This window comes from Pseudomonas sp. MG-9 (assembly GCF_018729515.1).
Lineage (GTDB): Bacteria > Pseudomonadota > Gammaproteobacteria > Pseudomonadales > Pseudomonadaceae > Aquipseudomonas > Aquipseudomonas serboccidentalis.
In genome coordinates this window covers 35674-59553 of sequence record NZ_JAHHZH010000001.1, presented here as the reverse complement: position 1 = coordinate 59553, position 23880 = coordinate 35674, and the positions used below count along the sequence as shown (strand labels likewise).

Sequence of the window (23880 nt, the reverse complement as noted above, 5' to 3'; positions counted from 1 at the left end):
GCGTCCAACCGGAGATTCGGCTCATGTGCGGAAGACTTTCGCAGTACCGTGGCATTCACGACTTCGTCGCGGTGCTGAGCATTCCCGATGCGCTGATCAATCACGTCGGCGACGCGCCGCTGGCCCGCTACAACGCCGCGCCGACCACTGCACTCGCCGTCCTGCATCAGCACGATCAACAGCTCTACGCCGACAACCTGCGCTGGGGCTGGCGCCCGCACTGGGCCAAGGACCGCGCCGCACCGATCAACGCCCGTGTGGAGAAAGTCGCCCATGGTCCGTTCTTCCGGGCCATCTGGCGCCATCGGCTGATCGTGCCGATCAACAACTGGTTCGAATGGGTCGATGCCGCGGATAACACCCGACAGCCGTGGCTGATCCGTCGTGCCGATCACGAGCCGGTTTTCTGCGCAGCCATCGGCCAGTTTCCGACACCCGGCACGCAGATTCGGGAGGACGATGGTTTCGTGATTATCACCGCCAACAGCGTCGGTGGCTTGCTCGACATCCATGATCGGCGACCGGTGGTTTTTGCAGCAGAGTTGGCGCGCGAATGGCTCGACAGTGCCACACCGCCGGAGCGTGCGGAGCAGATGCTGCTGTTCGAAGGGGAAACCAGCGATGCCTTCGCCTGGCACAAGGTCGACAAGGCCGTTGGCAATTCACGCAACCAAGACGCTAGCCTGATTGAGGCAATCACCTAAAAATCCCCCGCCCTCAAGCGTTCCACCTGTAGGAGCTGCCGAAGGCTGCGATCTTTGCTTTTGAACGGGAAAGATCGCAGCCTTCGGCAGCTCCTACAGGTGACGCAAGATCTTTACAGAAGCTGTTTCATTGTTGAAACAGCCTGAAAAAACAGTCGTTTGAGCGAACTAACCGCCTGTCTGACATTTCAACCGTCATACATACATTTAGATGCACTACGGATAGCATGCGCGCCGCATTTCCAGTTGGCATACCGTTGACCAAAGAGTCAACAAACCAGGAATCCCCTACAACTTTACAAGCCTTGCAGAGAACTAAGTTGCGCGACGATTTTGCAATCAAACAGGCCAACGGCCTGGAGTGTATCTATCTGTCGATGACAGAACGCTTTCAACTCGACTGTTTTATCGGCCACTACATCAAGACCCGAAACCTGCGTTCAGTGCCGGACATCGAACGCGTCCTGCGCACCACCCTCGAAAACTATCCCGGCCACCCGCCGGTGATGGTCAACGAACTCAACGCGTGGATCGACAGGACCTTGGGCTACCGGGCATCACACCCGGACTTCCCGAAGCTGGAAGACCTCTGAAAACAACGAAAAAGCCCCGCAATCGCGGGGCTTTTTTGCAAGTGGGCTTCAGAACTTCACATCGGGCCCGGTGAGCTCCTTGTCATCGTCGTGTTTCCACGTCTGTTCCTTGCGCTTCTCACGCTCGATCTCTTCTTCAGTCGGCTCATCGGTGTCTTCGTCTTCATCTTCGTCCGGACGCTCTTGCTCGGTCGTCATGTCCACCTCGCCTGCATAACAAGAAACCTGAATCCTTAAAGCGTAGAACAATTTCACCGCTGCAACTTACAACCACCAGCGCAGCAAAAAGAAAAACGCCATGCTCAATAGCATGCTGAGCAAAGTATTGCGGGTGTACAGCACCAGCCCGATCGCCACCAGCGAACTAAGCAGATACGGATTATCCCATTGCAGATTCAATTGCTTATCGGGCATGAACACGATGGGCCCGCAGATCGCCGTCAACATCCCCGGCACGGCAAACCCGAGAAACTGCCGTGCATTGCTGCTCAAACGCACCGGCAGACGCGGTTCGAGAAACACGTAACGGTTGAGGAACACCAGAATCCCCATGCCAAAAATCACTGCCCAGATCATCATGTGCGCTCCCGATACAGCTTGTTGCAGACAAAGCCTGCGGTCATTCCGGCCAGCCCCGACAGCACCAGTGCCGAGCCCCACTGCCAATAGCTGAACAGCACCGAGCAGAACAACGACACCGCCACACACACCACAGTCGGCACGTTGCGCACCACCGGTGTGATCAGCGCGATAAACGTCGCGGCAATCGAGAAGTCCAGGCCCAGATGCTCAAGCCCCGGAATGCTGCTGCCCAATACAATGCCGGCCAGAGTGAAGAGGTTCCAGGCGATGTAGAACGTCAGGCCGACACCCAATGCGTACCAGCGATTGAACTGCTGACGGTCATGCTGGCTGGTCAGGGCGAAGAGTTCATCGGTGAGCAGAAAACCCAGACCGATGCGCCAGCGCCCGGGCAACGGCGAAATCACCGAACGCATGCTCATCCCGTACAGCAAGTGCTGCGAGGTCAGCAGCAACGTGGTCAGCAGAATCGAGAAAACCCCGGCACCGCCCTTGAGCATGCCGATCGCCACCAGTTGCGCAGCCCCCGCGAACACGATGCTCGACAAGCCTTGCCCCTGCAGCGGCGTGAGATTGGCTTCGATCGCCATGGAGCCGGCCAGCAGCCCCCACGGCGCCGTCGCCAGCGATAACGGCATGATGGCCGTAGCGCCGCGAAGAAACGCACTGCGCGGCATAAGTGAGTCAGACATAACGCTCTTCAACCGAGGAAACGGTCGCAGACTCTGCCAGTAAATGCCCGTTCGCGGCTTGAACAATCTTGCGCACTTGCACTAAATCGCAGCGCCCTGGCGCCGCTGTCGGCGTACCATGGAGCCCTTCACAATCGCGTCAGGGAGACGACATGCTGTACCGAATCGCAGCCGACGGGCTGGTGCTGTTTCATTTGTCATTCATTCTGTTCGTGCTGTTCGGCGGGCTGCTGGTGCTCAAGTGGCCGCGCGTGCTGTGGCTGCATTTGCCGGCCGCCGCGTGGGGCGTGGCGGTCGAGGTGTTGCACCTGACCTGTCCGCTGACCTACTGGGAAAACCTGATGCGCCACGCCGCCGGGCAGACCGAATACGCCGGCGGCTTCATCGAGCACTACATCTGGCCGATCATCTACCCCGCCGGACTGACGCCGCAGATCCAGCTGGCACTGGGCAGCGTGGTGCTGGTGATCAACCTGCTGGTCTATGGGCGCCTGATCCGCTCGTGGAAACTGCGCCGCGCCAGCCGCATCCCGTTTTAACGCGCAGCCGGTTTCAAGGCTTGCAACCAGGCCGGGTCCAGGCGCTTCTGGTCGATATCCAGACCCAGCGCCTGCATCCGTTCCTTGTGCGCTTCGACTTCCCGGTGCAATTGCGCATGATCACTGGAGTTGCCATCGAGTTCATGCATCTGGGTCAGCCCCAGATGATAGAAACGCAGCACTTTCATCGCCGTCGGATCGCTCTGCTCCACCGCCGCTGTCACCTGATGCATCACGTTGGTCACGCTCATCAGGCTGCGCTTGAGCCGCCAGCTATAGACCGCCGGTGCCATCCACGCCTGATGCCAGAACTGCCCGCGCATCAGCGCCGCCGTCAGCAGAAACGCCACGAATACCCCGCCGACGTTGAAGCGCAGATTATCGCCACCGGGTTCGCCGAACAGCGCGACCGCTGCCGTGGAAAACACCATCGCCAGCACCAGGAACAGCACGGCAATGATCAGCGTGCTGCGGCGGGTCTGCTGGCGAAACGTTGCTGCGTCCATCGGCTGAATCTCGAACATCGGGCGTGACTTCCTTGAGCGATAAAAAGGGCAACGGAAAAAACTCGCTGCGCATTATCGCCTCTCTCCGCGATTTAGCTATGCTGGGAGCCCTTTTCATCTTTTCAGCGTCCAACGGGGACATGGCGGTATAGCGCAGATCGTGCCATCTTCATTCATGGATACACACTATTCGGATGCCATTTGCCAGCTATTGGAATGACATCGTTTTAAGGATCATTGCATGACCCAACGACACGTAATCAACGCCTCGGTCAGCCCGAAAGGCAGCCTGGAAACCCTTTCTCAACGTGAAGTCCAGCAACTGAGCGAAGCCGGATCCGGCAGCACCTACACCCTCTTCCGCCAGTGCGCCCTGGCCATCCTCAATACCGGCGCCCATGTCGACAACGCGAAAACCATTCTGGAAGCCTACAAGGACTTCGAAATCCGTATTCACCAGCAGGATCGCGGCGTGCGCCTCGAACTGCTGAACGCCCCGGCCGACGCCTTCGTCGACGGTGAAATGATCGCCAGTACCCGCGAGATGCTGTTCAGCGCCCTGCGCGACATCGTCTACACCGAAAACGAACTCGACAGCCAACGCATCGACCTCAGCACTTCGCAAGGCATCAGCGACTACGTGTTCCACCTGCTGCGCAACGCGCGCACCCTGCGTCCGGGCGTGGAGCCGAAAATCGTCGTGTGCTGGGGCGGTCACTCGATCAACACCGAAGAATACAAATACACCAAAAAGGTCGGCCACGAACTGGGCCTGCGCAGCCTCGACATCTGCACCGGTTGCGGTCCCGGCGTGATGAAAGGCCCGATGAAGGGCGCGACCATCGCCCACGCCAAACAACGCATTCACGGCGGGCGCTACCTGGGTCTGACCGAGCCGGGCATCATCGCCGCCGAAGCGCCGAACCCGATCGTCAATGAGCTGGTGATCCTGCCGGACATCGAGAAGCGTCTGGAAGCGTTCGTGCGTGTCGGCCACGGCATCATCATCTTCCCGGGCGGCGCCGGTACCGCCGAAGAGTTCCTGTACCTGCTGGGCATCCTGATGCACCCGGACAACGAAGGCCTGCCGTTCCCGGTGATCCTGACCGGGCCGAAACATGCCGCGCCGTATCTGGAACAACTCGATGCGTTCGTCACCGCCACCCTCGGCGATGCTGCGAAGCAGCACTATCAGATCATCATCGACGACCCGGCCGAAGTCGCCCGGCAGATGACCGCCGGCCTCAAGGCGGTGAAGCAGTTCCGTCGCGAGCGCAACGACGCGTTCCACTTCAACTGGCTGCTGAAGATCGACGAAAGCTTCCAGCGTCCGTTCGATCCGACCCACGAGAACATGGCCAATCTCAAGCTGCACCGCGACCAGCCAGCCCACGAACTGGCAGCCAATCTGCGCCGCGCGTTCTCCGGAATCGTGGCCGGCAACGTCAAGGACAAGGGCATCCGCCTGATCGAAGAACACGGGCCGTATCAGATCCGCGGTGACGCGGTGATCATGCAACCGCTCGATGCGCTGCTCAAAGCCTTCGTCGCCCAACACCGGATGAAACTGCCGGGCGGCGCGGCGTATGTGCCGTGCTATCGCGTGGTGGCCTGATTTTTCAGCCCCCTCCCACAGTTGTTTTGTGTGATGCCCACCATTGCGCAAACACCTGCATTCCCTGTGGGAGCGGGCTTGCTCGCGAAAGCGGCAGGTCTGCCAGCCTCATCTTTGAATGACCCACCGCATTCAGGAGCAAGCTCCGTTCCACCGTTGTTTTGCAGGAACCCGGCATTACCGATCAGCCTTGTTATCTGACACATAAGCCCCCCAGATTCCCCGGGACAGCCACACCTCGTGCGTACTAAGCTACGCGTTTGCTTTTTCAGGGACGATTCATGAAACGGATTGCCGCGTGCCTGCTGTCGTGCCTGGCCCTGGCGGCCAATGCGGCAGACCTGCAACTGCTCACCGACAACCACCCCCCCCTGCATTTTCAGCAAGGCGATCAACTGGTGGGTTACGGCGTGGAGGTGGTGCGCGCGCTGGCCGAACAGACCGGCGACCGGATCAGCCTGCAACAAGTGCCGTTACTGCGCGCCCTGCGCACCGCCAGCGAAACCCCGAACACCGGGGTATTCACCGTCCTGCGGACCGACGAGCGCGATGAGCGCTACCAATGGGTCGGGCCGCTGATCGAAGTCGAAACCGCCCTCTACGGTCACGCCTACAGCCAACCGCCGGTACGCTCACTGCAGGAGGCCGATCAGGCGGGGCGCATCAGCGTGCCGCGCAAATGGCTGATCTACAGCTACCTGCAACAGCAAAACCTGAAGAACCTCGACGGCGTCGAAACCCCTGAACAGATGATGCGTCTGTTCAGCCTGGGCCGGACCGACTTCGTGGTCTCCGACACCCTGTCCACCTCCGCACTCGCCCGCACCCAGGGCATGGAACCAGGGCGCTTGCAATATCAGATCTCGCTGATGCATCAGGACACTTACATTGCCTTCTCGCTGCAGACCGATCCACAGCAGGTCGCACGCTGGCAACAGGCACTGGAAACCTTGCGCACCGATGGCCGCCTGGAGCAGATCCGCCAGCGCTGGCTGATGAATAACTTGCCCAGATAACTGAACTGCACCGTTCAACTGTAGGAGTGAGCCTGCTCGCGATGGCGGTGGATCAAACGCACCAATGTTGAATGTGCCGACGCCATCGCGAGCAGGCTCACTCCTACAAGGTGCTGTGTCTGTCGAAATATCCGGTCAATGGAGGACGCAACGGCCCTCAACCCACCAACCGCGCCGCCAACGCCTTGGCCTGCAACGCCACATCCGTCACCGCCGTGCTCTCCCACCACATTCCGCGAAGCGGTGGCCCCATGGCGAACAATCGGCTGCCGGCCTGCCCTTGCGCGTCCAGCACCGCTCCGTCCACCGTCGCCGCAATCCCCAGCGCCAAGGGCCCCGGCCTTACCAGTCCGCGCGCCAGCAACTGCTGCGGCAGCGGTCGTGCGACGCGGCGCCAGTCGTACTCGATGCCACTGGAATTGATCAGCGCCGCCCCCTGCACCACACAGGTCTGGGCTTCACCACGGCGGCGAATTCGAATACTCACGCCATCGCCCGTCGCAGGTTCAAGCCCCTTGAACGACGCCGCCTGTATCCGCAATCGTCCCTCGCTGTGCAAGCGCTCAACCAACGCCGCACTCAACGGTGGCGAGCGGTGATGATGACTCTCCCACCACGGCCGCACATGGCGTACGAATTGTCGCCGCTGCACATCAGTCGCCTGACTCCAGAGCCGTCCGATATGTGCCCGCACCGTGTCCAGCGGCGCCTGCCAGTCGATGCCCTGGGCGATGGCGTCACGGCAATGCTTGCGCAATTCACGCAGCAATTGGCGGGGCGTGTGAATACTTGGGTCGTCAGCGAGAAAATCTACCCAGGCCGGCGGTTGCCGCCGCACATGCGGCAACAGGCCGTGACGGGAAAACACTTCGATCGGCCCGCGATGCCCGGCCTGTTCCAGTGAGACCACCGCATCGACCATGGTCAACCCGGAGCCGATGATCAGCACGGTTGATCGCGGATCCAGCTGGCGCATGGCCGCGACATCCCAAGGATCAAGCGCAGCGGCATTGAGGCCACTGGAGTCTTTCTGCGGCGTGCGTGCGGCAGGGAACATGCCGGTGGCGAGCACGGCATAGGCAGCGCTTATGCGCCGACCATCATTCAAGGTCAGTTGCACCGAATCGGCCGCGGCTTGCAGATCGACGACCTCGGCACACACGTGCTCGACCGTCGAACCGTGCCGCGCACCGATGATCCGCGCCTCCGCCAGACGCTGTTGCACATACACGCCAAACAGCCCGCGCGGCGGGAACAGCTCACTGACCGGCACATCCTGCTCGGCAGATTCCGGCCAGCCACCGGCGGCAATGTGCGCGGTCAGCCATTGAGTCAGATCATCGGGGTTGTCCGGGTCGACACTCATGCGCGCCGCATTGCCGTTGAGCGTATGGCCCAGTTCGACCGCGCTGTAGGCCTCGCCGCGGCCGAGTTCGGCGCGCGGTTCGATGATCAGGAGCTTGCGCTGCCCGGGCAGTCGCAACAATTGCACGGCCAGCATCGTGCCGCTGAGGCCACCGCCGATGATCAGGATGTCTGCGCTCTGACTCATTCAAATCACCACATTGCGCACAAACCGCGTCGCCACTTCGCCATCATTGCGATAGCCGTGCGGCTGGTTGCTGGCAAACATGAAAAACTCGCCGGTGGCGATCTGCTGCCGTTGCTCACCGAGCATCAGGGTCAAGCAGCCCTCGAACACGTAAATCTGCTCGCTCCAGCCATCGGCATCCGGTTGCGACGGATAAACCTCGCCCGGTTGCAGACACCATTCCCACTGTTCGACCTCGCGGGTGGCCGTGGCTTTGGACAGCAGCACCGCTTTGCTGCCGGGAATGGCGCCGGCCCACGCCACTTCGTTGATGCGGCTCGGGTCGCGGGCGTCGGGCGCCTGAATCAGATCACTGAAGGCCACGTCGAGGGCTTCGGCGACGCGATCGAGGGTGGTCAGGCTGACATTCTTTTCCCCGGCCTCGATCGCCACCAGCATGCGCCGACTGACGCCGGACTTTTCGGCCAGCGCGGTCTGGCTCATGTCGGCAGCGTGGCGCAGGCGCCGAACGTTCTGGCTGACGTGTTGCAGGACGGACGCCCGCTGGCTGGAATCTTTGTGCACTATATTGCTCACTCGGTGGGGCTGGGCAGTATACTGCGCAACGTTGGACGCATTGTGCGTCCTGCCTTTTATAGTGCGCAAGTTCATGACGTCAGCAAACGGTTCCTCTACGCCTCTTCGCTTCTCCCGCTTCAGCAAGGCCGAGTGCGTGCTGGTACTGATCACCATGGTCTGGGGCGGAACGTTCCTGCTGGTGCAACACGCCATGACCGTCAGCGGCCCGATGTTCTTCGTCGGCCTGCGCTTTGCCGCGGCGGCCTGCATCGTCGCGCTGTTTTCGTGGCGTCACTTGCGCGAACTGACGCTGTTCGAACTCAAGGCCGGGGCCTTCATCGGCGTGGCGATCATGCTCGGTTACGGCTTGCAGACGGTTGGCCTGCAAACGATCCCGAGCAGTCAGTCGGCCTTCATCACCGCGCTGTACGTGCCCTTTGTGCCGTTGCTGCAATGGCTGGTGCTGGGCCGGCGCCCGGGGTTGATGCCAAGCATCGGCATCATGCTGGCGTTTACCGGTTTGATGCTGTTGTCGGGGCCGTCCGGGGCTTCGCTGAATTTCAGTCCCGGTGAAATTGCCACGCTGATCAGTGCCATCGCGATTGCCGCCGAGATCATTCTGATCAGCACCTATGCCGGCCAGGTCGACGTGCGCCGGGTGACCGTGGTGCAACTGGCGGTGACGTCGGTGTTGTCGTTCCTGCTGGTGGTCCCGACCGGCGAAGCGATTCCGGGCTTTTCCTGGACATTGCTGGTGACGGCGCTGGGCCTGGGCGCGGCGAGTGCGGCGATTCAGGTCGCGATGAACTGGGCGCAGAAGAGTGTTTCGCCGACCCGGGCGACCTTGATCTATGCCGGCGAGCCGGTGTGGGCCGGGATTGTCGGGCGTATTGCCGGGGAGCGGTTGCCGGCGATTGCCCTGGTTGGCGCGGGATTGATTGTGGCGGCGGTGATTGTCAGCGAGTTGAAGACCAAGGGTAAGGCTTCGGAGGAAGCGTTGGAGGATTTCGAGCGCGAGACTGAGCGCTGAGACCTTTAAGATCAAAAGATCGCAGCCTTCGGCAGCTCCTACATTGTGAAATGCGTTTTCCTGTAGGAGCTGCCGAAGGCTGCGATCTTTTCGCTTTGGAAACAGAGCCAAACAGAAATATCCAGACTACTTTGTAGGATTCTGAGACATCCTGGCGTTTGGTGATCGGGGAACTGGCACGTATGATGCTTCACAAACTTCCGCAGATTAGAAGCCTATGTCCCTGATAGTTCTACTGCTTCTGCCATTCATTGGCAGCTGTCTGGCAGCGGTGCTGCCACACAACGCGCGTAATACCGAATCCCTGTTGGCAGGTCTGGTCGCTCTGATCGGCACCGTGCAGGTCGCGCTGTTGTATCCGCAAATCGCCCATGGCGGGGTGATCCGCGAAGAATTCATGTGGCTGCCCAGCCTGGGGTTGAACTTCGTCCTGCGCATGGACGGTTTCGCCTGGCTGTTCTCGATGCTGGTCCTCGGCATCGGCACCCTGGTTTCTTTATATGCCCGTTACTACATGTCGCCGGACGACCCGGTGCCGCGTTTCTTCGCCTTTTTCCTGGCGTTCATGGGCGCGATGCTCGGCCTGGTGATCTCCGGCAACCTGATCCAGATCGTGTTCTTCTGGGAGCTGACCAGTCTCTTCTCGTTCCTGTTGATCGGCTATTGGCACCACCGCGCCGATGCCCGGCGTGGCGCCTACATGGCGCTGATGGTCACCGGGGCCGGTGGATTGTGCCTGCTGGCGGGGGTCATGATCCTCGGCCATGTCGTCGGCAGCTATGACCTGGACAAGGTCCTGGCCGCCGGCGATCAGATTCGCGCACATGCCCTCTACCCTATTCTGCTTCCCCTCATCCTCATCGGCGCCCTCAGCAAAAGCGCCCAGTTCCCCTTCCACTTCTGGCTACCGCACGCCATGGCGGCGCCCACCCCGGTTTCGGCTTACCTGCACTCGGCGACCATGGTCAAGGCCGGGGTCTTTCTGTTGGCACGTCTGTGGCCGTCGCTGTCCGGCAGTGAAGAATGGTTCTACATCGTCAGCGGCGCCGGCGCGTGTACGTTGTTGCTTGGCGCGTATTGCGCGATGTTCCAGAACGACCTCAAGGGCCTGCTGGCCTACTCGACCATCAGCCATCTGGGCCTGATCACCCTGCTGCTGGGCCTGAACAGTCCGCTGGCGGCAGTCGCGGCGGTGTTCCACATCCTCAACCACGCGACCTTCAAGGCTTCGCTGTTCATGGCCGCCGGCATCATCGACCACGAGAGCGGCACCCGCGATATCCGCAAGCTCAGCGGCCTGATCAAACTGATTCCGTTTACCGCGACGCTGGCGATGGTGGCCAGTGCGTCGATGGCCGGCGTGCCGTTGCTCAACGGTTTCCTGTCGAAAGAAATGTTCTTCGCCGAAACCGTGTTCATCAACGCCACGGCGTGGGTCGAAGCGGCGCTGCCGATTGTCGCGACCATCGCAGGGACCTTCAGCGTCGCCTACTCGCTGCGCTTCACCGTCGATGTGTTCTTCGGCCCGACGGCCACCGATCTGCCGCACACCCCGCACGAGCCGCCGCGCTGGATGCGCGCGCCGGTGGAGCTGCTGGTGTTCACCTGCCTGGTCGTCGGGATCTTCCCGGCGCAAGTGGTCGGCCCGCTGCTTGCGGCCGCCGCGCTGCCGGTGGTGGGCGGCACGCTGCCGGAGTACAGCCTGGCGATCTGGCACGGCCTCAATGCACCGATGATCATGAGCCTGATCGCCATGTCCGGCGGCATCGTGGTCTACCTGCTGCTGCGCAATCAGCTCAAGCGTGGACGTTTCAAATACCCGCCGCTGGTGGGTCGTTTCAACGGCAAGCGTCTGTTCGAACGCAGTCTGGTGATGATGATGCGCCTGGCCCGCCGGGTAGAACGCCGACTCGGCACCCGACGCCTGCAGATGCAACTGTTCCTGATGGTATTGGCGGCGGTTTTCGCCGGCCTGATCCCGATGCTGCACAGCAGCCTGAGCTGGGGCGACCGGCCGAAGATTCCGGGCTCCATCGTGTTCGTTACCCTATGGCTGCTGGCAATGGCCTGCGCCCTCGGCGCCGCGTGGCAGGCCAAGTATCACCGTCTCGCCGCCCTGACCATGGTCAGCGTCTGCGGCCTGATGACCTGCGTGACCTTCGTCTGGTTCTCGGCGCCGGATCTGGCCCTGACGCAACTGGCGGTCGAAGTGGTGACCACGGTGCTGATCCTGCTCGGTCTGCGCTGGCTGCCACGACGCATCGAAGAAGTCTCGCCACTGCCGAGCAGCCTGCGCAAGGCGCGCATCCGCCGTCTGCGCGACTTGCTGCTGTCGATTGCCGTCGGCGCCGGCATGGCGCTGCTGTCCTACGCGATGCTGACCCGCCAGACGCCCAACGACATCTCGTCGTTCTACCTCAGCCGCGCCATGCCCGAGGGCGGTGGCAGCAACGTGGTCAACGTGATGCTGGTGGACTTCCGGGGTTTCGACACCCTCGGTGAAATCACCGTGCTGGTGGCCGTGGCCCTGACCGTGTTCGCCCTGCTGCGACGCTTCCGCCCGCCGAAAGAAAGCCTGCAACTGCCGGCCCAGCAACGCCTGCTCGCGCCGGACGTGGTCACCGATCTGGTCAACCCGCGTACCGCCAGCGACACCGCGCTCGGTTTCATGATGGTGCCGGCAGTGCTGGTGCGCCTGCTGCTGCCGATTGCGCTGGTGGTGTCGTTCTACCTGTTCATGCGCGGCCATAACCAGCCGGGTGGCGGTTTTGTCGCCGGTCTGGTGATGTCGGTGGCGTTCATCCTGCAATACATGGTTGCCGGGACGCAGTGGGTCGAAGCGCAAATGAGCCTGCGACCACTGCGCTGGATGGGCACCGGTCTGCTGTTCGCCACGGCTACCGGCCTCGGCGCGATGGCGGTCGGTTATCCGTTCCTCACTACTCACACCTGGCATTTCGAGTTGCCGCTACTGGGCGACATCCATATCGCCAGTGCGTTGTTCTTCGATATCGGCGTGTACGCCGTGGTGGTCGGCTCGACGTTGCTGATCCTGACCGCCCTCGCCCACCAATCGGTGCGTGGTCACAAGACCGCGTCGCTGCCCAAGTCCGTCGCCAGCAAAGGAGCCGTCTGATGGAAGAAGTCATCGCAATCGCCATCGGCGTACTCGCCGCGTCCGGTGTCTGGCTGGTGCTGCGGCCACGGACATTCCAGGTAGTCATGGGCCTGTGCCTGCTGTCCTACGCGGTCAACCTGTTCATCTTCAGCATGGGCAGCCTGTTCATCGGCAAGGAGCCGGTGATCAAGGACGGCGTGGTCCAGGATCTGCTGCACTACACCGATCCGCTGCCACAGGCGCTGGTGCTGACCGCCATCGTCATCAGCTTTGCCATGACCGCGCTGTTTCTGGTGGTGCTGCTCGCGTCGCGGGGCCTGACCGGCACCGACCACGTCGACGGCCGGGAGCCCAAGGAATGATGGCGATGACGCACCTGATCGCCGCACCGATCCTGCTGCCGCTGCTGACCGCCGCCATCATGTTGATGCTCGGCGAGAAGCACCGGCCGCTGAAGGCGAAAATCAATCTGTTCTCCAGCCTCGTCGGCCTGTTCATTTCGGTGATGCTGCTGCAGTGGACGCAAACCACTGGCGTGCCCGGTTCCATCGGCGTGTACCTGCCGGGCAACTGGCAGGCGCCGTTCGGCATCGTGCTGGTGGTCGATCGTCTGTCGGCATTGATGCTGGTGCTGACCGGCATCATTGGTGTCAGCGCCCTGCTCTTCGCCATGGCGCGCTGGGACGGCGCGGGGTCGAGCTTCCACGCGCTGTTCCAGATCCAGTTGATGGGCCTGTACGGCGCGTTCCTCACCGCCGACCTGTTCAACCTGTTCGTATTCTTCGAAGTGCTGTTGGCCGCCTCCTATGGCCTGTTGCTGCACGGTTCGGGTCGGGCGCGGGTCTCGTCGGGGCTGCATTACATCTCGATCAACCTGCTGGCCTCGTCGCTGTTCCTGATCGGCGCGGCGCTGATCTACGGCGTCACCGGCACCCTGAACATGGCCGATCTGGCGCTGAAGATTCCGCTGGTGCCGGAAGCCGACCGTGGCTTGCTGCACGCCGGCGCGGGGATTCTCGCGGTGGCGTTCCTGGCCAAGGCCGGCATGTGGCCGCTGAACTTCTGGCTGGTGCCGGCCTATTCGTCAGCCAGCGCACCGGTGGCGGCGATGTTCGCGATCATGACCAAGGTTGGCGTCTACACCCTGCTGCGTCTGTGGACACTGCTGTTCTCCGGCCAGGCGGGCGCTTCGGCATTCTTCGGTGGCGACTGGCTGATCTACGGCGGCATGGCGACCATGGCCTGCGCAGCGCTGGCGATTCTCGCCGCACAACGTCTGGAGCGCATGGCCAGCCTGAGCATTCTGGTGTCGGCGGGGATTCTGCTGTCGGCGGTGGGTTTCGCCCAGCCGAACCTGATCGGCGCGGCGCTGTTCTATCTGGTCAGCTCGACGATGGCGCTGAGCGCGCTGTTCCTGCTGGCGGAATTGATCGAGCGCTCGCGTTCGGCCAACGAGATTCCGCTGGAAGACGAAAGCGAATTGTTGCCGCGCCCGCAGGAATCCCTGCAACCGCCCAAAGGCATCAACCTCGACGACGAACAGAAAGCCGTGGTCGGTCAGGTCATTCCGTGGACCATGGCGTTTCTCGGCCTGAGCTTTATCGCCTGTGCACTGCTGATCATCGGCATGCCGCCGCTGTCCGGGTTTATCGGCAAGCTCAGCCTGATCGGCGCCCTGCTCAACCCACTGGGGCTGGGCACCGATGCGCCGGTTTCCAACGCTTCATGGGCGTTGCTGGCGCTGCTGATCTTGTCGGGGCTGGCCTCGCTGATGGCTTTTGCGCGTATGGGTATCCAGCGCTTCTGGACGCCGGAGGAGCGGCCTTCACCCCTGCTGCGCAAACTCGAATGCGTGCCGATCTTCCTGCTGCTGGGGCTGAGCATCGCCCTGACCTTCAAGGCCGAGCCGCTGCTGCGTTACACCCAGGCCACCGCTGAAGCACTGAATAATCCGCAGCAATACGTGATGGCCGTGCTCGGCACCCGCGCCGTGCCAAGCCCGGAAGCCAAAGCCGCGATGCTGGAGGTACAGCCATGAAGCGCGTGTTTCCGGCTCCGTTGCTGTCACTGGCGTTGTGGGTGCTGTGGTTGACGCTGAACCTGTCAGTCAGCCCGGGCAACCTGTTGCTCGGCGCAATACTGGGGTTTGCCGCACCGTTGATGATGCGCAAGCTGCGTCCGAAACAGGTGCGCATTCGCCGGCCGCTGACGATCCTGCGCCTGTTCCTGTTGGTGGGGCGTGACGTGGTGATGTCCAATCTGATCGTCGCCTGGGGCGTACTCAACGCCGGTCGCCGGACACCGCGTTCGCGCTTCGTCAAAGTGCCGCTGGACCTGCGCGACGCCAACGGTCTGGCCGCACTGGCGATGATCTGCACTGTGGTGCCCGGCACCGTGTGGTCGGAGCTGGCGCTGGATCGCAGCATCCTGCTGCTGCACGTTTGGGATCTGGATGACGAGGCGCACTTCATCCACCACTTCAAGACTGCCTATGAGCAGCCGTTGATGGAGATTTTCGAATGAGCCCGCTGCTGTCGAACGCAATTCTGCTGACGCTGTTCCTGTTCTCGCTGGCGATGGTCCTGACCCTGATCCGCCTGTTCAAGGGGCCGTCGGCGCAGGATCGGGTTCTCGCTCTGGACTACCTGTACATCGTCGCCATGCTGATGATGCTGACCCTGGGCATCCGTTATTCCAGTGACACCTATTTCGAGGCGGCGCTGCTGATCGCGCTGTTCGGCTTCGTCGGCTCGTTTGCCCTGGCGAAATTCCTGCTGCGTGGCGAGGTGATCGAATGAATGCTGAATTGTCGCTGTGGGTCGAGATTCCGGTGGCGATCCTGCTGGTGCTCAGCGGCGTATTCGCCCTGATCGGCGCGACCGGATTGCTGAGCATGAAGGACTACTTCCAGCGCATGCACCCGCCAGCACTGGCTTCGACGCTGGGTGCGTGGTGCGTGGCGCTGGCGTCGATCATCTGTTTCTCGGCGTTGAAATCGGGGCCGGTGCTGCACGCCTGGCTGATCCCGATTCTGCTGGCGATTACCGTGCCGGTGACCACCCTGCTGCTGGCGCGGGCGGCGTTGTTCCGCAAGCGCATGGCCGGGGATGATGTGCCGGCCGAGGTGAGCAGTCGCAGGACCGAGAGCGGTCGCTGACCCCTTTAAAAGATCGCAGCCTTCGGCAGCTCCTACATTGGAATGCGAACCCCTGTAGGAGCTGCCGAAGGCTGCGATCTTTTGATCTTGCTTTTCTAGACCCAGGCCACCGCCAACAACCCCGCCCCCAACACCAGACACAACGGCGAATACACCCAGGTATCCAGCCGCGCAAACCGTGAATCCTTCACCTCCTTGAAAAAACCCACCAGATTCGAATCGCCGATCGCCCGGGCAAACATCAACAGCGCAATCGCGCTGATCACCCATTGCAACGCTGGGTGATGCACCGCCGCCATTCCCCAGCCGACCCGCATGCACACCAACCCGGCAATCATCAACAACGCAGCTGCCACCAGCAAGGTGATCCAGCCTGACGGTTTGAACGCCGGTCGCACCGTCACCACCAAGCCTTGCACCGGCACTTGCGGCACCGCCGCGACCGCCGCCCATTGTCCACCCAGCGCCCAATACACATGCACCAGGGCGATCACTGCAAAAATCGTCACCAGCCATTGAGCCATCACAAAGGTCATGGTTGAAATCCTTTCAGGGGATTTGAACAAATCATCCTAGTCGGCTTTTTTTGAAGTGCACGACCGATCAGCGGTACGGTAAAGTGCCGCCCCATGAAATTCACCCGTTCCGATCGTTCACTGCTGGCCTGGATGCTTTATTGCTGCGTCCTGTTCAACGTGTTCGCCTGCAGCATCGGTCACGGGCAAATGGTCGGGATGCAACTCAACGGCATCGGCGGCCAGTTCTGTACGGTCGATCCGGCCACTCAAGCGCCGCTGACCAACAATCCCACCGAAGAAAAACTGCCGACCCTGTCCAAGGCGTTCGGCTGTCCGCTGTGCTCGGTCGGCGGCGGCATGGGCCCGGCGTTCAACTCCAGCCTGACCCTGGCGATCCTGCCGGAACAACACAGCCCGCCGCTGGCGCCCGGCGTCAGCGCCAACCTCCCTGCCCGCTTCACCTGGCCTTCGGCCAATCCTCGCGCCCCACCGCTCGCCTGAGTGTCTTTGCCCTTTTGATTGTTCAGCCCACTGCGCCAACGCGCGGCGTTCGCCTGTGCGCTGATTCCTAGACAAGCATTCAGGATTCAACGATGAAACATATTCCTCTGCTGGCGAGCCTTTGCGGCTGCCTGTCCCTTAACGCCTGGGCGCAATCCACCGTGGATCTGGCGCCGATCACCATCGACGGCGAATCCGGCGCCGAGCCGGGATTGAGCCTCGATCAATCCAGCGGCATGGCCTCGCGCCTCGGCCTCAGCGTACGCGATACGCCAGCCTCGGTGGCCATCGCCAACCGCAACGACATCGAACGCCACGGCGCGCAGAACTTCCAGGACGCTGCCAACAGCCTGCCCGGGGTCAATGCCAGCGCACCGCCAGGCTTTGGCGGATTCGTCTCCTATCGCGGCTTCACCAGCAGCCAGATCACCCAAATGTTCAACGGCATCAACGTCTCCGGCGGCCTCGCCCGGCCGGTGGATGCCTGGATCTATGATCGAGTCGAACTGGTGGGCGGCCCGTCGTCGCTGATCAACGGCGCAGGCTCGGTGGGCGGCTCGCTGAACTACGTGACCAAACTGGCGACCCGCGACGAGCAAGCCGTCGAAGGTCGCGTCAGCTACGGCAGCTACGACACCACCGAAACCGCGTTCGGCCTCAACCACGCACTCACCGACCCGAGCGCCGATTTGCAGCACTACGCGCGCCTGGACGTCAGCCACAACACCAGCAACGGCTACATCGACCGTCAGGAACGCGATGCCTGGAGTGTGGCGTTCTCGTTGCTCAGCGACCTTACGCCGGACTTGTCGCACACCCTGGCTCTGGAATATCAGGACGAACACGAAGACAGCCCGTACTGGGGTACCCCGGTGCTCAACCCCAAGGCCGGCGAGTTGAAGATCGACAAACACAACCGCTTCAACAACTACAACGTCGAGGACGGTCGCTATGAACAGCGCACGATCTGGGTACGCTCGATCATCGACTACCGGATCAACGACAGCACCACCCTGCGCAACACGCTGTATCACCTCGACAGCCATCGCGATTACCGCAACCTCGAAACCTATCAGTACAACGCCGACAACACGGCGGTGAACCGCTCCACCGCGTATCAGGTACGACATCAGGGCGAGCAGAACGGCAACCAGTTCGAACTGCGTCACGACAACACCCTGCTCGGCCTCGACACCACCTGGTCCGGTGGCTTCGAATACAAGGTCAACCAGACCACCAACTCGCCGCTGAACATCAAAGGTGCGAGCACGGTCGATCCGAACAACTATCGGCCGGGGCATTTCTACGACATCCCCGGCACCCACCCGGCGCTGATCAGCGACAAGACCAACGAAGTCACGACCAAGGCGCTGTTCGTTGAAAACCGCCTGGCCCTGACCGACAAACTGGCACTGCTGACCGGCCTGCGTTACGACGACATCGACCTCGACGTGACCAACCACCGCACGGTGACGGCGTCCAACCTCAAACACCTCAAGCGCAGCTGGGAACCCGTCACCGGACGCGCCGGCCTGACCTATCAGTTCATCCCTTCGGCCAACGTCTACGTGCAATACAGCACCGCCGCCGAACAACCGAACAGCACTCAGGACTTCGACGTGTCGACCGGTAAACAATGGGAGATCGGCAGTAAATTCGACTACCTCAACGGCCGCGGCTCGGCGACGGTGGCTGCCTACACCATCGAACGCAAGGACTTCGCCGTGACTGATCCGCTGGACCCGACCAGCAGCATTCCGGTGGGCCAGCAAACCTCTAAGGGCATCGAGATCGCCAGCTCCCTGCGAATCACTGACCAGTTGTTGGCCGAAGGCAACTTCGCCTGGGTCGATGCGCAGTACGACGACTTCACCGAGAAGAATGCTGCCGGCGTGGTGGTATCGCGCAAGGGCAACACACCGACCAACGTCCCGGACCGGGTGGGCAACCTGTGGCTGACTTATGATTTTTCGCCGCAATGGCAAGGTGGGGTCGATGCGCGGTACGTGGCGTCGGTGTATGCGGACACGGCGAACACCATGACCGTGCCGTCGTACACGTTGTTCGGCAGCTTCCTCAGTTACAAGGTCGACTCGCACACCACCGTCACTGGCCGGGTGCGCAACCTGACCAATGAGGTGTATGCCGAGTTTGCGCATGTGTCACCGGCTTACTACCTGGGCACGCCGCGTACCTTTGAATTGGCGGTGCAGACGAAGTTCTGACCCTAACCCGATGCCCTGCAGGAGCTGCCGAAGGCTGCGATCTTTTGATCTGATTTTCAAAGGCCAAAGTCAAAAGATCGCAGCCTGCGGCAACTCCTACAAGAGCAGTGTCACAAACTGGCGGATACCTTGTCCGCCACATCCTTCGGCACCCACGCCTGCCACACCTGCGGATGCGCCTTCATGAACGCCTCCGCGGCTTCCCGCGGCGCGGTGTGTTTCTCGCTCATCTCGGCCAGTGCCTTGTTCAACAACGCAATCGGGAAATCCACTTTGCTGAAGAATTCGGCAATCTGCGGATACTGCTTCTGGAACGGCGTAGACACCCCGATCGACAGCTTCGATGCCAGCGAACGGGTCGGTTTCGGATTGGGATTGTCGGCATCGGTCAGGGTCTTCCACGCCTCGGCATCAAACGGCGGCTCTTCGAGCTGTACCAGTTTGAATTTGCCCAGCAGCGGCGTCGGCGACCAGTAATAGAACAGCACCGGTTTGCCCCGACGAATCGAAGAACTGATCTCGGCGTCCAGCGCCGCACCGGAACCACTGCGGAAGTTGGTGTAGTCGTCCTGCAGGCCGTACGCGGTCAGCTTCTGTTTATTGACCACTTCCGAGGTCCAGCCGATCGGGCTGTTGAGGAACCGGCCCTTGCTCGGGTTCTCCGGGTCCTTGAACACATCCTTGTATTTCTTCAGATCACTGACACTGCGCAGATCCGGCGCCAGCGGCTTGATGCCCTTGGCCGGGTCGCCCTTGATCACGTATTCCGGCACCCACCAGCCTTCAGTGGCGCCCTTGACCGTATCACCGAGACTGGCGACCTTGCCCTCCGCCTCGGCCTTGACCCACACCGGACTGCGCCCGGCCCACTCCTCGCCAATGACCTGAATGTCATTGTTGGCCAGCGCGGTCTCAAGCGTGATGGTGGTGCCGGGCAGCGTATCGGTCGGCAGCCCGTAACCCTTCTCGACGATGATCCGCAGGACATCGGTGATCAGGCTGCCGCTTTCCCAGTTCAGGTCGGCAAAATGGATGGGCGCCTGCGCTGCCGCTATCGATTGCGCGGACGTCAGCACACCGAACGTGACCACGCTGGCGGCCAGTAACCGTCGAAATCCTTTCATGCTTTTGCACCTCGTGCTGTTCACAGCAATAGCAGGACGGCCTGACAGAAGACCGCAAGCCTCTGAATACTCAGTCAACTGACTGTAGCCGAGGTTCCTGCTTTTTCAGGGAGCCAATCCCCGACGAGGTTATGTTTCAGACTTTTCCTGCAAGCTTTGCAGCTCGCGTCTGACCATGCTGGCGTATTCCGCAGGCCGCAAGGTATAGATCTGCGCAGCCACCCAATTCAGCCAGGCCCCCTGCAATTCGGCTTTGGTGTTGTACAAGCGCAAGGCTTCCTCACGCGCGCGGTCGAGGTTCTGCGAATGGAAGTCTGCGCGACTCAAGCCACCGATCACTCGCTGGCCTTGAACGTGACCAGTTCGCCCTTGCGCCACTTCGCCGCTTTGCCGGTGACGGCTTTCAGGGTCTTGGTCAGGCCTTCCTGCAATTGCTGATGCGCGGCAAACACCGTCACCACGCTGTGGCCTTCCTTGAACAGGATCGCGTGACCCTCGGCGGTTTCGACAAAGGCGTAATCGCCCAGGCCATAGACCGTCAGTTTGATCTCGCGAAAACGGATGTCCATCTTGCCGCCTTCACGGCTGGGCAGGACCGAGGCGCTGAAATGATCACCTACCTTGAGCTTGAGGCCCGGTTTGTCATCGACCACCAACGCACTTTCGGTGTCGATTTCGGCCACGTAAATGCCTTCGGCGTTCTGTTCGGTGATGTAAACAAAACGCGATTGGAACAGCTTGACCAGCTTTGCACGCAAATCACCCAGCACGAACAAAGCATGCATATCGAGATTACTGACTGCCAAAGAAACATCCCCACATCTGAAAAAGTACCCTGCGCAAAGACGCGCACGACAAAAAAAACGGCCAGGCCGATGCTGTTACCCAATGACTCCACTAAGCCTGAATCAAGCAGAACGCCCATTCATCGCGAGTTCGCAAGACTACTGGAAAGTCTCGCGAGAAACTTGCCTCGACGTTCGCCAGGCCTTGAAGGAAAAATCTTCACTTAAGCGTAGCGAAGACTGACTACAAACTTTAGGGAAAAAACTGACGAAAAAAAGCCCTTTTCCGACATATCGCCCGTAAAAAATTGCTTTAGATAGGCACCTGTCGCCAACAGGCACTGGCGATTCTAGAGCAGCGATGCTCCTTACGACTACCCGATCCGACCAGTAAACGTCGGCCAACTCATGAAAAGGACTTCATATGTGCACTCTGACTCACTTTGCTTGCCCCTCCAACGCCAGCATCGACGCGCCTTTCGTGTTGCACGCAGCCGATATACCGGAGCTTGCGCACTACGCACAAAGCGCCAACACGCCGCGCTTCCAGGTCGTCCCGGCCGGTAATGCGTTCTTTCATATCAAGGAATCGTCTACCGGTCGTGTAAGAGGTTTCCGCGAAGATCATAACGCAGCCTGTGCCCTAGCCCGCTCGCTTGAAGCACGAATCGAACTCTTGCCCAACGACTGCCTCAGATAAAGAGCGAGCGACAGCGCCATTCCGGCACACGCAAAAGGAGTACACGATGGAACTGCCTGCATATGATCTGAAAACCCTGTTCGACCAACTCGGACTGCCATCGGAGGGCAACGCAATCGACGACTTCATCGAAGCGCATCCGCTGGACGCCAATACCAAACTGATCGATGCCGAATTCTGGACGCCGCAACAGGCACAACTTCTGAAGGAATGGCTGCGCGCCGACGGCGAGGAAGCGATGATGGTCGATGAGTTGAACGTACGCTTGCACGACGGCCGTTAATCAATGTCAGTGCAGGCTGTCGCCTGGTTCGGCTTGCAGTTGCGCGAGCCAGGCAGCCTTGCACTCCTCCGCCTCGTCGCGACTGGCGAACGCAGTGCCGCGCCGCTCACCGTTGAGCAACACCACCCAGCACACGCTCTGCCCCATCGCGCGCAATCCGGCGGGCACACCACTGCCAATCATCACCGCGACATCGACTCTGCTCTGCATGCTGACCTCTCCATTTCATTAGCTACCTAACTAGTAGCAATGTTAATGAGTTCATCGCAGCGGAAACAGCAACGCCCGTGCACAGATTCATTGCACGGACGGTAATAATCGATCAGCGCGGATTCTCCGGTTTATACCCCAATCGCAACCCGCCCCAATGCCGGCCCTTGACCATGATCGGCACCGATAAATCATGCATCAACTCCCCGGTGTCGCGGGTGTAGGTCTGCAGCAGCACCGCTTGCTGATGACTGCCACAGCGGATGCCGGTGCGGTCGGCGAACTTGCGTTTGGTGCGATTGCCCACGGCGTCGACCTGCTCGTCACCGGTCAGCGGCTGACTGAACGCCAGGTTATGCGTCGGCACATAGCCCTGCTGCGTGCAGGCGATGGCGAACACCAACCCTTCGTGGCGCGGCAGCAGCGGCTCCTGAATCGCCGGCAGCACCTGATCGGTATAGCGGTCGAAACGGGTATGGAACTTCGCCGGTTGCGTCCCGGGAATCGGCTGATACTGGCGGTCGAACAAATCCTCAAGGCTGATCCGCCCGTGCTCGACATCCGCCTCGAACCGCGCCGCAATCTGGGTCGCCCCCTCACGTGCCAGGTCATAGACCCGCTGGTGGTAGTCATCCAGACCGACTTCGGCCAGACGCTCGCTGATGGTTTCTGCCTGACCCTCCATCTGCACGGCGGCCTCGGCCAGGCGTCGGGTCTGTTGATCGCTGATCGCCAGATCACTGCGCATCTGCTCGATGGCCTTGAACAGGCTGTCGAGCTGCTCTCGGTTGGTTTCCGCGCCACGGGCAATTTCGCCGACCTGACCTTCCACCCCGGCGGCCAACCGGGCAATGTTTTCCAGATGCTGACCGGTGTTTTCCACCTGTGCGACGCCGACCTGCAGATCGCTGGACAGCTCGCGGATCTGCTCCACTACCTGCGCCGTGCGCTGTTGAATATCGGCGACCATTTCCCCGACTTCGCCAGTCGCCGACGCCGTGCGCGCCGCCAGACCGCGCACCTCGTCCGCCACCACCGCAAAACCACGACCATGCTCGCCCGCCCGCGCCGCTTCAATCGCCGCGTTGAGGGCCAGCAGATTGGTCTGGCTGGCGATGGACTGAATCACCAGCGTCACCCGCTGAATGTCGTCGCTGCGCAGGCTCAGGGCTTCGATCAGCTCACGGCTGGCGTTGGCGCGCTGGCTGAGCTGGTGCATGCGCGCAATCGAATCCACCAGCTCGGTACGCCCCGCCGCGCTGCTGTGGTGCGCTTCACTGGCGGCGTCCAGCGCTGCACGGCTGAGCTGCGAGGTAGCGTGTTCGGTGGCGATCATCACTTCGGCGTTGCTGACAATCTGCGCCGCCGCGTCGAGCTGCGATTCCAGCTTGCTGGCCAGTTGTTTGACGGAAAACGCCACACCCGCGGCCGACAGAGCGTTATGACTGGTGGTGTAGGAAAGATCGCGAGTGAGTTCGGAAATCGCGCTGCCGGTCTCGACAGGCGCGGCATCGGCGACGGCACGGGAACGCAGGCGTGGCAGCCAGACAATCAACACCACCAGCGGCAGGCCGATGTACAACGACCACTCACCCAGCGTCATGCCGACGAGCAACAGCATCAAGGCAATGCTTTGCAGGGTCGGAGCGATCCAGCGGTTTTTCGGCAACAGCACTGGTGCGGGCAGAGCCGCAACCAGAGATCCATCTCTCGTCATTTCGTCACCCCACGCATGTTCTCATTGTTGTATCCGCATTAAACGCCACTACCTAGCCATTATCCATGGTCCGTTAGTCGTGGAGCCTGCAGCAGGTCAATGGAACCGCTCGGGAATCGTGCAGACGAGCAAAAGCAAAGATCGCAGCCTTCGGC

Annotated in this window: 28 protein-coding genes; 16 read left to right on the top strand and 12 right to left on the bottom strand. The window is 61.2% G+C overall.

The features are described 5' to 3' along the window. The first annotated feature begins 23 nt into the window (after positions 1-23). Both KKQ10_RS00330 and KKQ10_RS00325 read left to right on the top strand, forming a co-directional pair. Positions 24-704, top strand: coding sequence for an SOS response-associated peptidase family protein (locus KKQ10_RS00330; protein WP_215499609.1), 681 nt, complete (start codon positions 24-26; stop codon positions 702-704). A 320-nt stretch (positions 705-1024) separates the two neighbouring features. Beyond that, complete coding sequence (locus KKQ10_RS00325; RefSeq protein ID WP_215499607.1) at positions 1025-1297, top strand: hypothetical protein; 273 nt, start codon at positions 1025-1027, stop codon at positions 1295-1297. A 48-nt stretch (positions 1298-1345) separates the two neighbouring features. Here the strand turns inward: KKQ10_RS00325 and KKQ10_RS00320 are convergent, their stop codons facing one another. From KKQ10_RS00320 to KKQ10_RS00310, 3 genes are all read right to left on the bottom strand, one after another. Then, positions 1346-1495 (bottom strand): hypothetical protein, encoded by a 150-nt coding sequence (locus KKQ10_RS00320; RefSeq protein ID WP_164747892.1) that lies wholly within the window; start codon positions 1493-1495, stop codon positions 1346-1348. Between the two features lie 66 nt (positions 1496-1561). After that, the gene (locus tag KKQ10_RS00315) at positions 1562-1873 is read right to left on the bottom strand and encodes an AzlD domain-containing protein (RefSeq protein ID WP_177327350.1); all 312 of its coding nucleotides are present in this window, start codon (positions 1871-1873) and stop codon (positions 1562-1564) included. Then, entirely contained in the window at positions 1873-2571 is a 699-nt protein-coding gene (locus tag KKQ10_RS00310; RefSeq protein ID WP_215499605.1) for an AzlC family ABC transporter permease, read from the bottom strand. Before KKQ10_RS00310 ends, KKQ10_RS00315 begins: the two co-directional genes overlap by 1 nt. A gap of 152 nt (positions 2572-2723) precedes the next feature. Here KKQ10_RS00310 and KKQ10_RS00305 point away from each other — a divergent pair, with 152 nt between their 5' ends. Beyond that, on the top strand, positions 2724-3110 hold the full coding sequence (locus KKQ10_RS00305; RefSeq protein ID WP_215499603.1) for a DUF2784 domain-containing protein: 387 nt from the start codon (positions 2724-2726) through the stop codon (positions 3108-3110). Here KKQ10_RS00305 and KKQ10_RS00300 read toward each other — a convergent pair. Further along, positions 3107-3634 (bottom strand): DUF3087 domain-containing protein, encoded by a 528-nt coding sequence (locus KKQ10_RS00300; protein WP_215499601.1) that lies wholly within the window; start codon positions 3632-3634, stop codon positions 3107-3109. The genes KKQ10_RS00305 and KKQ10_RS00300 overlap by 4 nt on opposite strands. 223 nt (positions 3635-3857) lie before the next feature. Between KKQ10_RS00300 and ppnN the strand changes: the two genes are divergently transcribed. After that, positions 3858-5231: a nucleotide 5'-monophosphate nucleosidase PpnN gene (gene ppnN / locus KKQ10_RS00295; RefSeq protein WP_127651458.1), complete on the top strand. Its 1374-nt coding sequence runs from the start codon at positions 3858-3860 to the stop codon at positions 5229-5231. 281 nt (positions 5232-5512) lie between these two features. Then, the gene (locus KKQ10_RS00290; protein WP_215499599.1) at positions 5513-6247 is read left to right on the top strand and encodes a substrate-binding periplasmic protein; all 735 of its coding nucleotides are present in this window, start codon (positions 5513-5515) and stop codon (positions 6245-6247) included. Positions 6248-6404: 157 nt separating this feature from the next. Here KKQ10_RS00290 and KKQ10_RS00285 read toward each other — a convergent pair whose 3' ends face one another. Both KKQ10_RS00285 and KKQ10_RS00280 read right to left on the bottom strand, forming a co-directional pair. Further along, positions 6405-7799 carry an FAD/NAD(P)-binding protein gene (locus tag KKQ10_RS00285; RefSeq protein WP_215499597.1) on the bottom strand — a complete coding sequence of 465 codons (1395 nt, stop codon included), beginning with the start codon at positions 7797-7799 and terminating at the stop codon, positions 6405-6407. Further along, positions 7800-8363, bottom strand: coding sequence for a helix-turn-helix domain-containing protein (locus tag KKQ10_RS00280; RefSeq protein WP_215499595.1), 564 nt, complete (start codon positions 8361-8363; stop codon positions 7800-7802). Between the two features lie 85 nt (positions 8364-8448). On the opposite strand from KKQ10_RS00280, the gene KKQ10_RS00275 reads away from it, so the two are divergent. The 7 genes from KKQ10_RS00275 to KKQ10_RS00245 all read left to right on the top strand — a co-directional run bounded on the left by KKQ10_RS00275 (position 8449) and on the right by KKQ10_RS00245 (position 15662). Further along, positions 8449-9387, top strand: a complete 939-nt coding sequence (locus KKQ10_RS00275) for a DMT family transporter (protein WP_215499593.1) — start codon at positions 8449-8451, stop codon at positions 9385-9387. Between the two features lie 217 nt (positions 9388-9604). Continuing rightward, the gene (locus KKQ10_RS00270; RefSeq protein WP_215499592.1) at positions 9605-12523 is read left to right on the top strand and encodes a monovalent cation/H+ antiporter subunit A; all 2919 of its coding nucleotides are present in this window, start codon (positions 9605-9607) and stop codon (positions 12521-12523) included. Then, on the top strand, positions 12523-12867 hold the full coding sequence (locus tag KKQ10_RS00265; RefSeq protein ID WP_025111393.1) for a Na+/H+ antiporter subunit C: 345 nt from the start codon (positions 12523-12525) through the stop codon (positions 12865-12867). Before KKQ10_RS00270 ends, KKQ10_RS00265 begins: the two co-directional genes overlap by 1 nt. Continuing rightward, positions 12864-14543 carry a monovalent cation/H+ antiporter subunit D gene (locus tag KKQ10_RS00260; RefSeq protein WP_215499590.1) on the top strand — a complete coding sequence of 560 codons (1680 nt, stop codon included), beginning with the start codon at positions 12864-12866 and terminating at the stop codon, positions 14541-14543. The genes KKQ10_RS00265 and KKQ10_RS00260 overlap by 4 nt, the downstream gene beginning before the upstream one ends. Next, positions 14540-15028: a Na+/H+ antiporter subunit E gene (locus KKQ10_RS00255; RefSeq protein ID WP_127651465.1), complete on the top strand. Its 489-nt coding sequence runs from the start codon at positions 14540-14542 to the stop codon at positions 15026-15028. Before KKQ10_RS00260 ends, KKQ10_RS00255 begins: the two co-directional genes overlap by 4 nt. Further along, positions 15025-15303, top strand: coding sequence for a K+/H+ antiporter subunit F (locus KKQ10_RS00250; RefSeq protein WP_003225959.1), 279 nt, complete (start codon positions 15025-15027; stop codon positions 15301-15303). Before KKQ10_RS00255 ends, KKQ10_RS00250 begins: the two co-directional genes overlap by 4 nt. Continuing rightward, entirely contained in the window at positions 15300-15662 is a 363-nt protein-coding gene (locus tag KKQ10_RS00245; RefSeq protein ID WP_127651466.1) for a Na+/H+ antiporter subunit G, read from the top strand. Before KKQ10_RS00250 ends, KKQ10_RS00245 begins: the two co-directional genes overlap by 4 nt. 95 nt (positions 15663-15757) lie before the next feature. Here the strand turns inward: KKQ10_RS00245 and KKQ10_RS00240 are convergent, their stop codons facing one another. After that, positions 15758-16198, bottom strand: coding sequence for a DUF3995 domain-containing protein (locus KKQ10_RS00240; protein WP_215499588.1), 441 nt, complete (start codon positions 16196-16198; stop codon positions 15758-15760). 93 nt (positions 16199-16291) lie between these two features. On the opposite strand from KKQ10_RS00240, the gene KKQ10_RS00235 reads away from it, so the two are divergent. Then, a complete protein-coding gene (locus KKQ10_RS00235) occupies positions 16292-16681 on the top strand; it encodes a DUF2946 domain-containing protein (RefSeq protein ID WP_215499586.1) in 390 nt (129 codons plus the stop codon). A 92-nt stretch (positions 16682-16773) separates the two neighbouring features. Then, the gene (locus tag KKQ10_RS00230; protein WP_215499584.1) at positions 16774-18906 is read left to right on the top strand and encodes a TonB-dependent receptor; all 2133 of its coding nucleotides are present in this window, start codon (positions 16774-16776) and stop codon (positions 18904-18906) included. Between the two features lie 110 nt (positions 18907-19016). Here the strand turns inward: KKQ10_RS00230 and KKQ10_RS00225 are convergent, their stop codons facing one another. From KKQ10_RS00225 to KKQ10_RS00215, 3 genes are all read right to left on the bottom strand, one after another. After that, on the bottom strand, positions 19017-20030 hold the full coding sequence (locus KKQ10_RS00225; protein WP_215499582.1) for an ABC transporter substrate-binding protein: 1014 nt from the start codon (positions 20028-20030) through the stop codon (positions 19017-19019). A 129-nt stretch (positions 20031-20159) separates the two neighbouring features. After that, positions 20160-20357 carry a hypothetical protein gene (locus KKQ10_RS00220; RefSeq protein WP_215499580.1) on the bottom strand — a complete coding sequence of 66 codons (198 nt, stop codon included), beginning with the start codon at positions 20355-20357 and terminating at the stop codon, positions 20160-20162. An 8-nt stretch (positions 20358-20365) separates the two neighbouring features. Then, positions 20366-20815, bottom strand: coding sequence for a hypothetical protein (locus KKQ10_RS00215; protein WP_215499578.1), 450 nt, complete (start codon positions 20813-20815; stop codon positions 20366-20368). A 424-nt stretch (positions 20816-21239) separates the two neighbouring features. Here KKQ10_RS00215 and KKQ10_RS28330 point away from each other — a divergent pair, with 424 nt between their 5' ends. Both KKQ10_RS28330 and KKQ10_RS00210 read left to right on the top strand, forming a co-directional pair. Continuing rightward, positions 21240-21515: a hypothetical protein gene (locus KKQ10_RS28330; RefSeq protein WP_252191429.1), complete on the top strand. Its 276-nt coding sequence runs from the start codon at positions 21240-21242 to the stop codon at positions 21513-21515. Between the two features lie 46 nt (positions 21516-21561). After that, positions 21562-21798 carry a DUF2789 family protein gene (locus KKQ10_RS00210; RefSeq protein ID WP_215499576.1) on the top strand — a complete coding sequence of 79 codons (237 nt, stop codon included), beginning with the start codon at positions 21562-21564 and terminating at the stop codon, positions 21796-21798. A 6-nt stretch (positions 21799-21804) separates the two neighbouring features. On the opposite strand, the gene KKQ10_RS00205 is transcribed toward KKQ10_RS00210, so the two are convergent. After that, the gene (locus tag KKQ10_RS00205) at positions 21805-22008 is read right to left on the bottom strand and encodes a hypothetical protein (RefSeq protein WP_025111382.1); all 204 of its coding nucleotides are present in this window, start codon (positions 22006-22008) and stop codon (positions 21805-21807) included. A 112-nt stretch (positions 22009-22120) separates the two neighbouring features. Next, positions 22121-23344, bottom strand: a complete 1224-nt coding sequence (locus KKQ10_RS00200) for a methyl-accepting chemotaxis protein (RefSeq protein ID WP_502941532.1) — start codon at positions 23342-23344, stop codon at positions 22121-22123. Between the last annotated feature and the right edge of the window lie 536 nt (positions 23345-23880).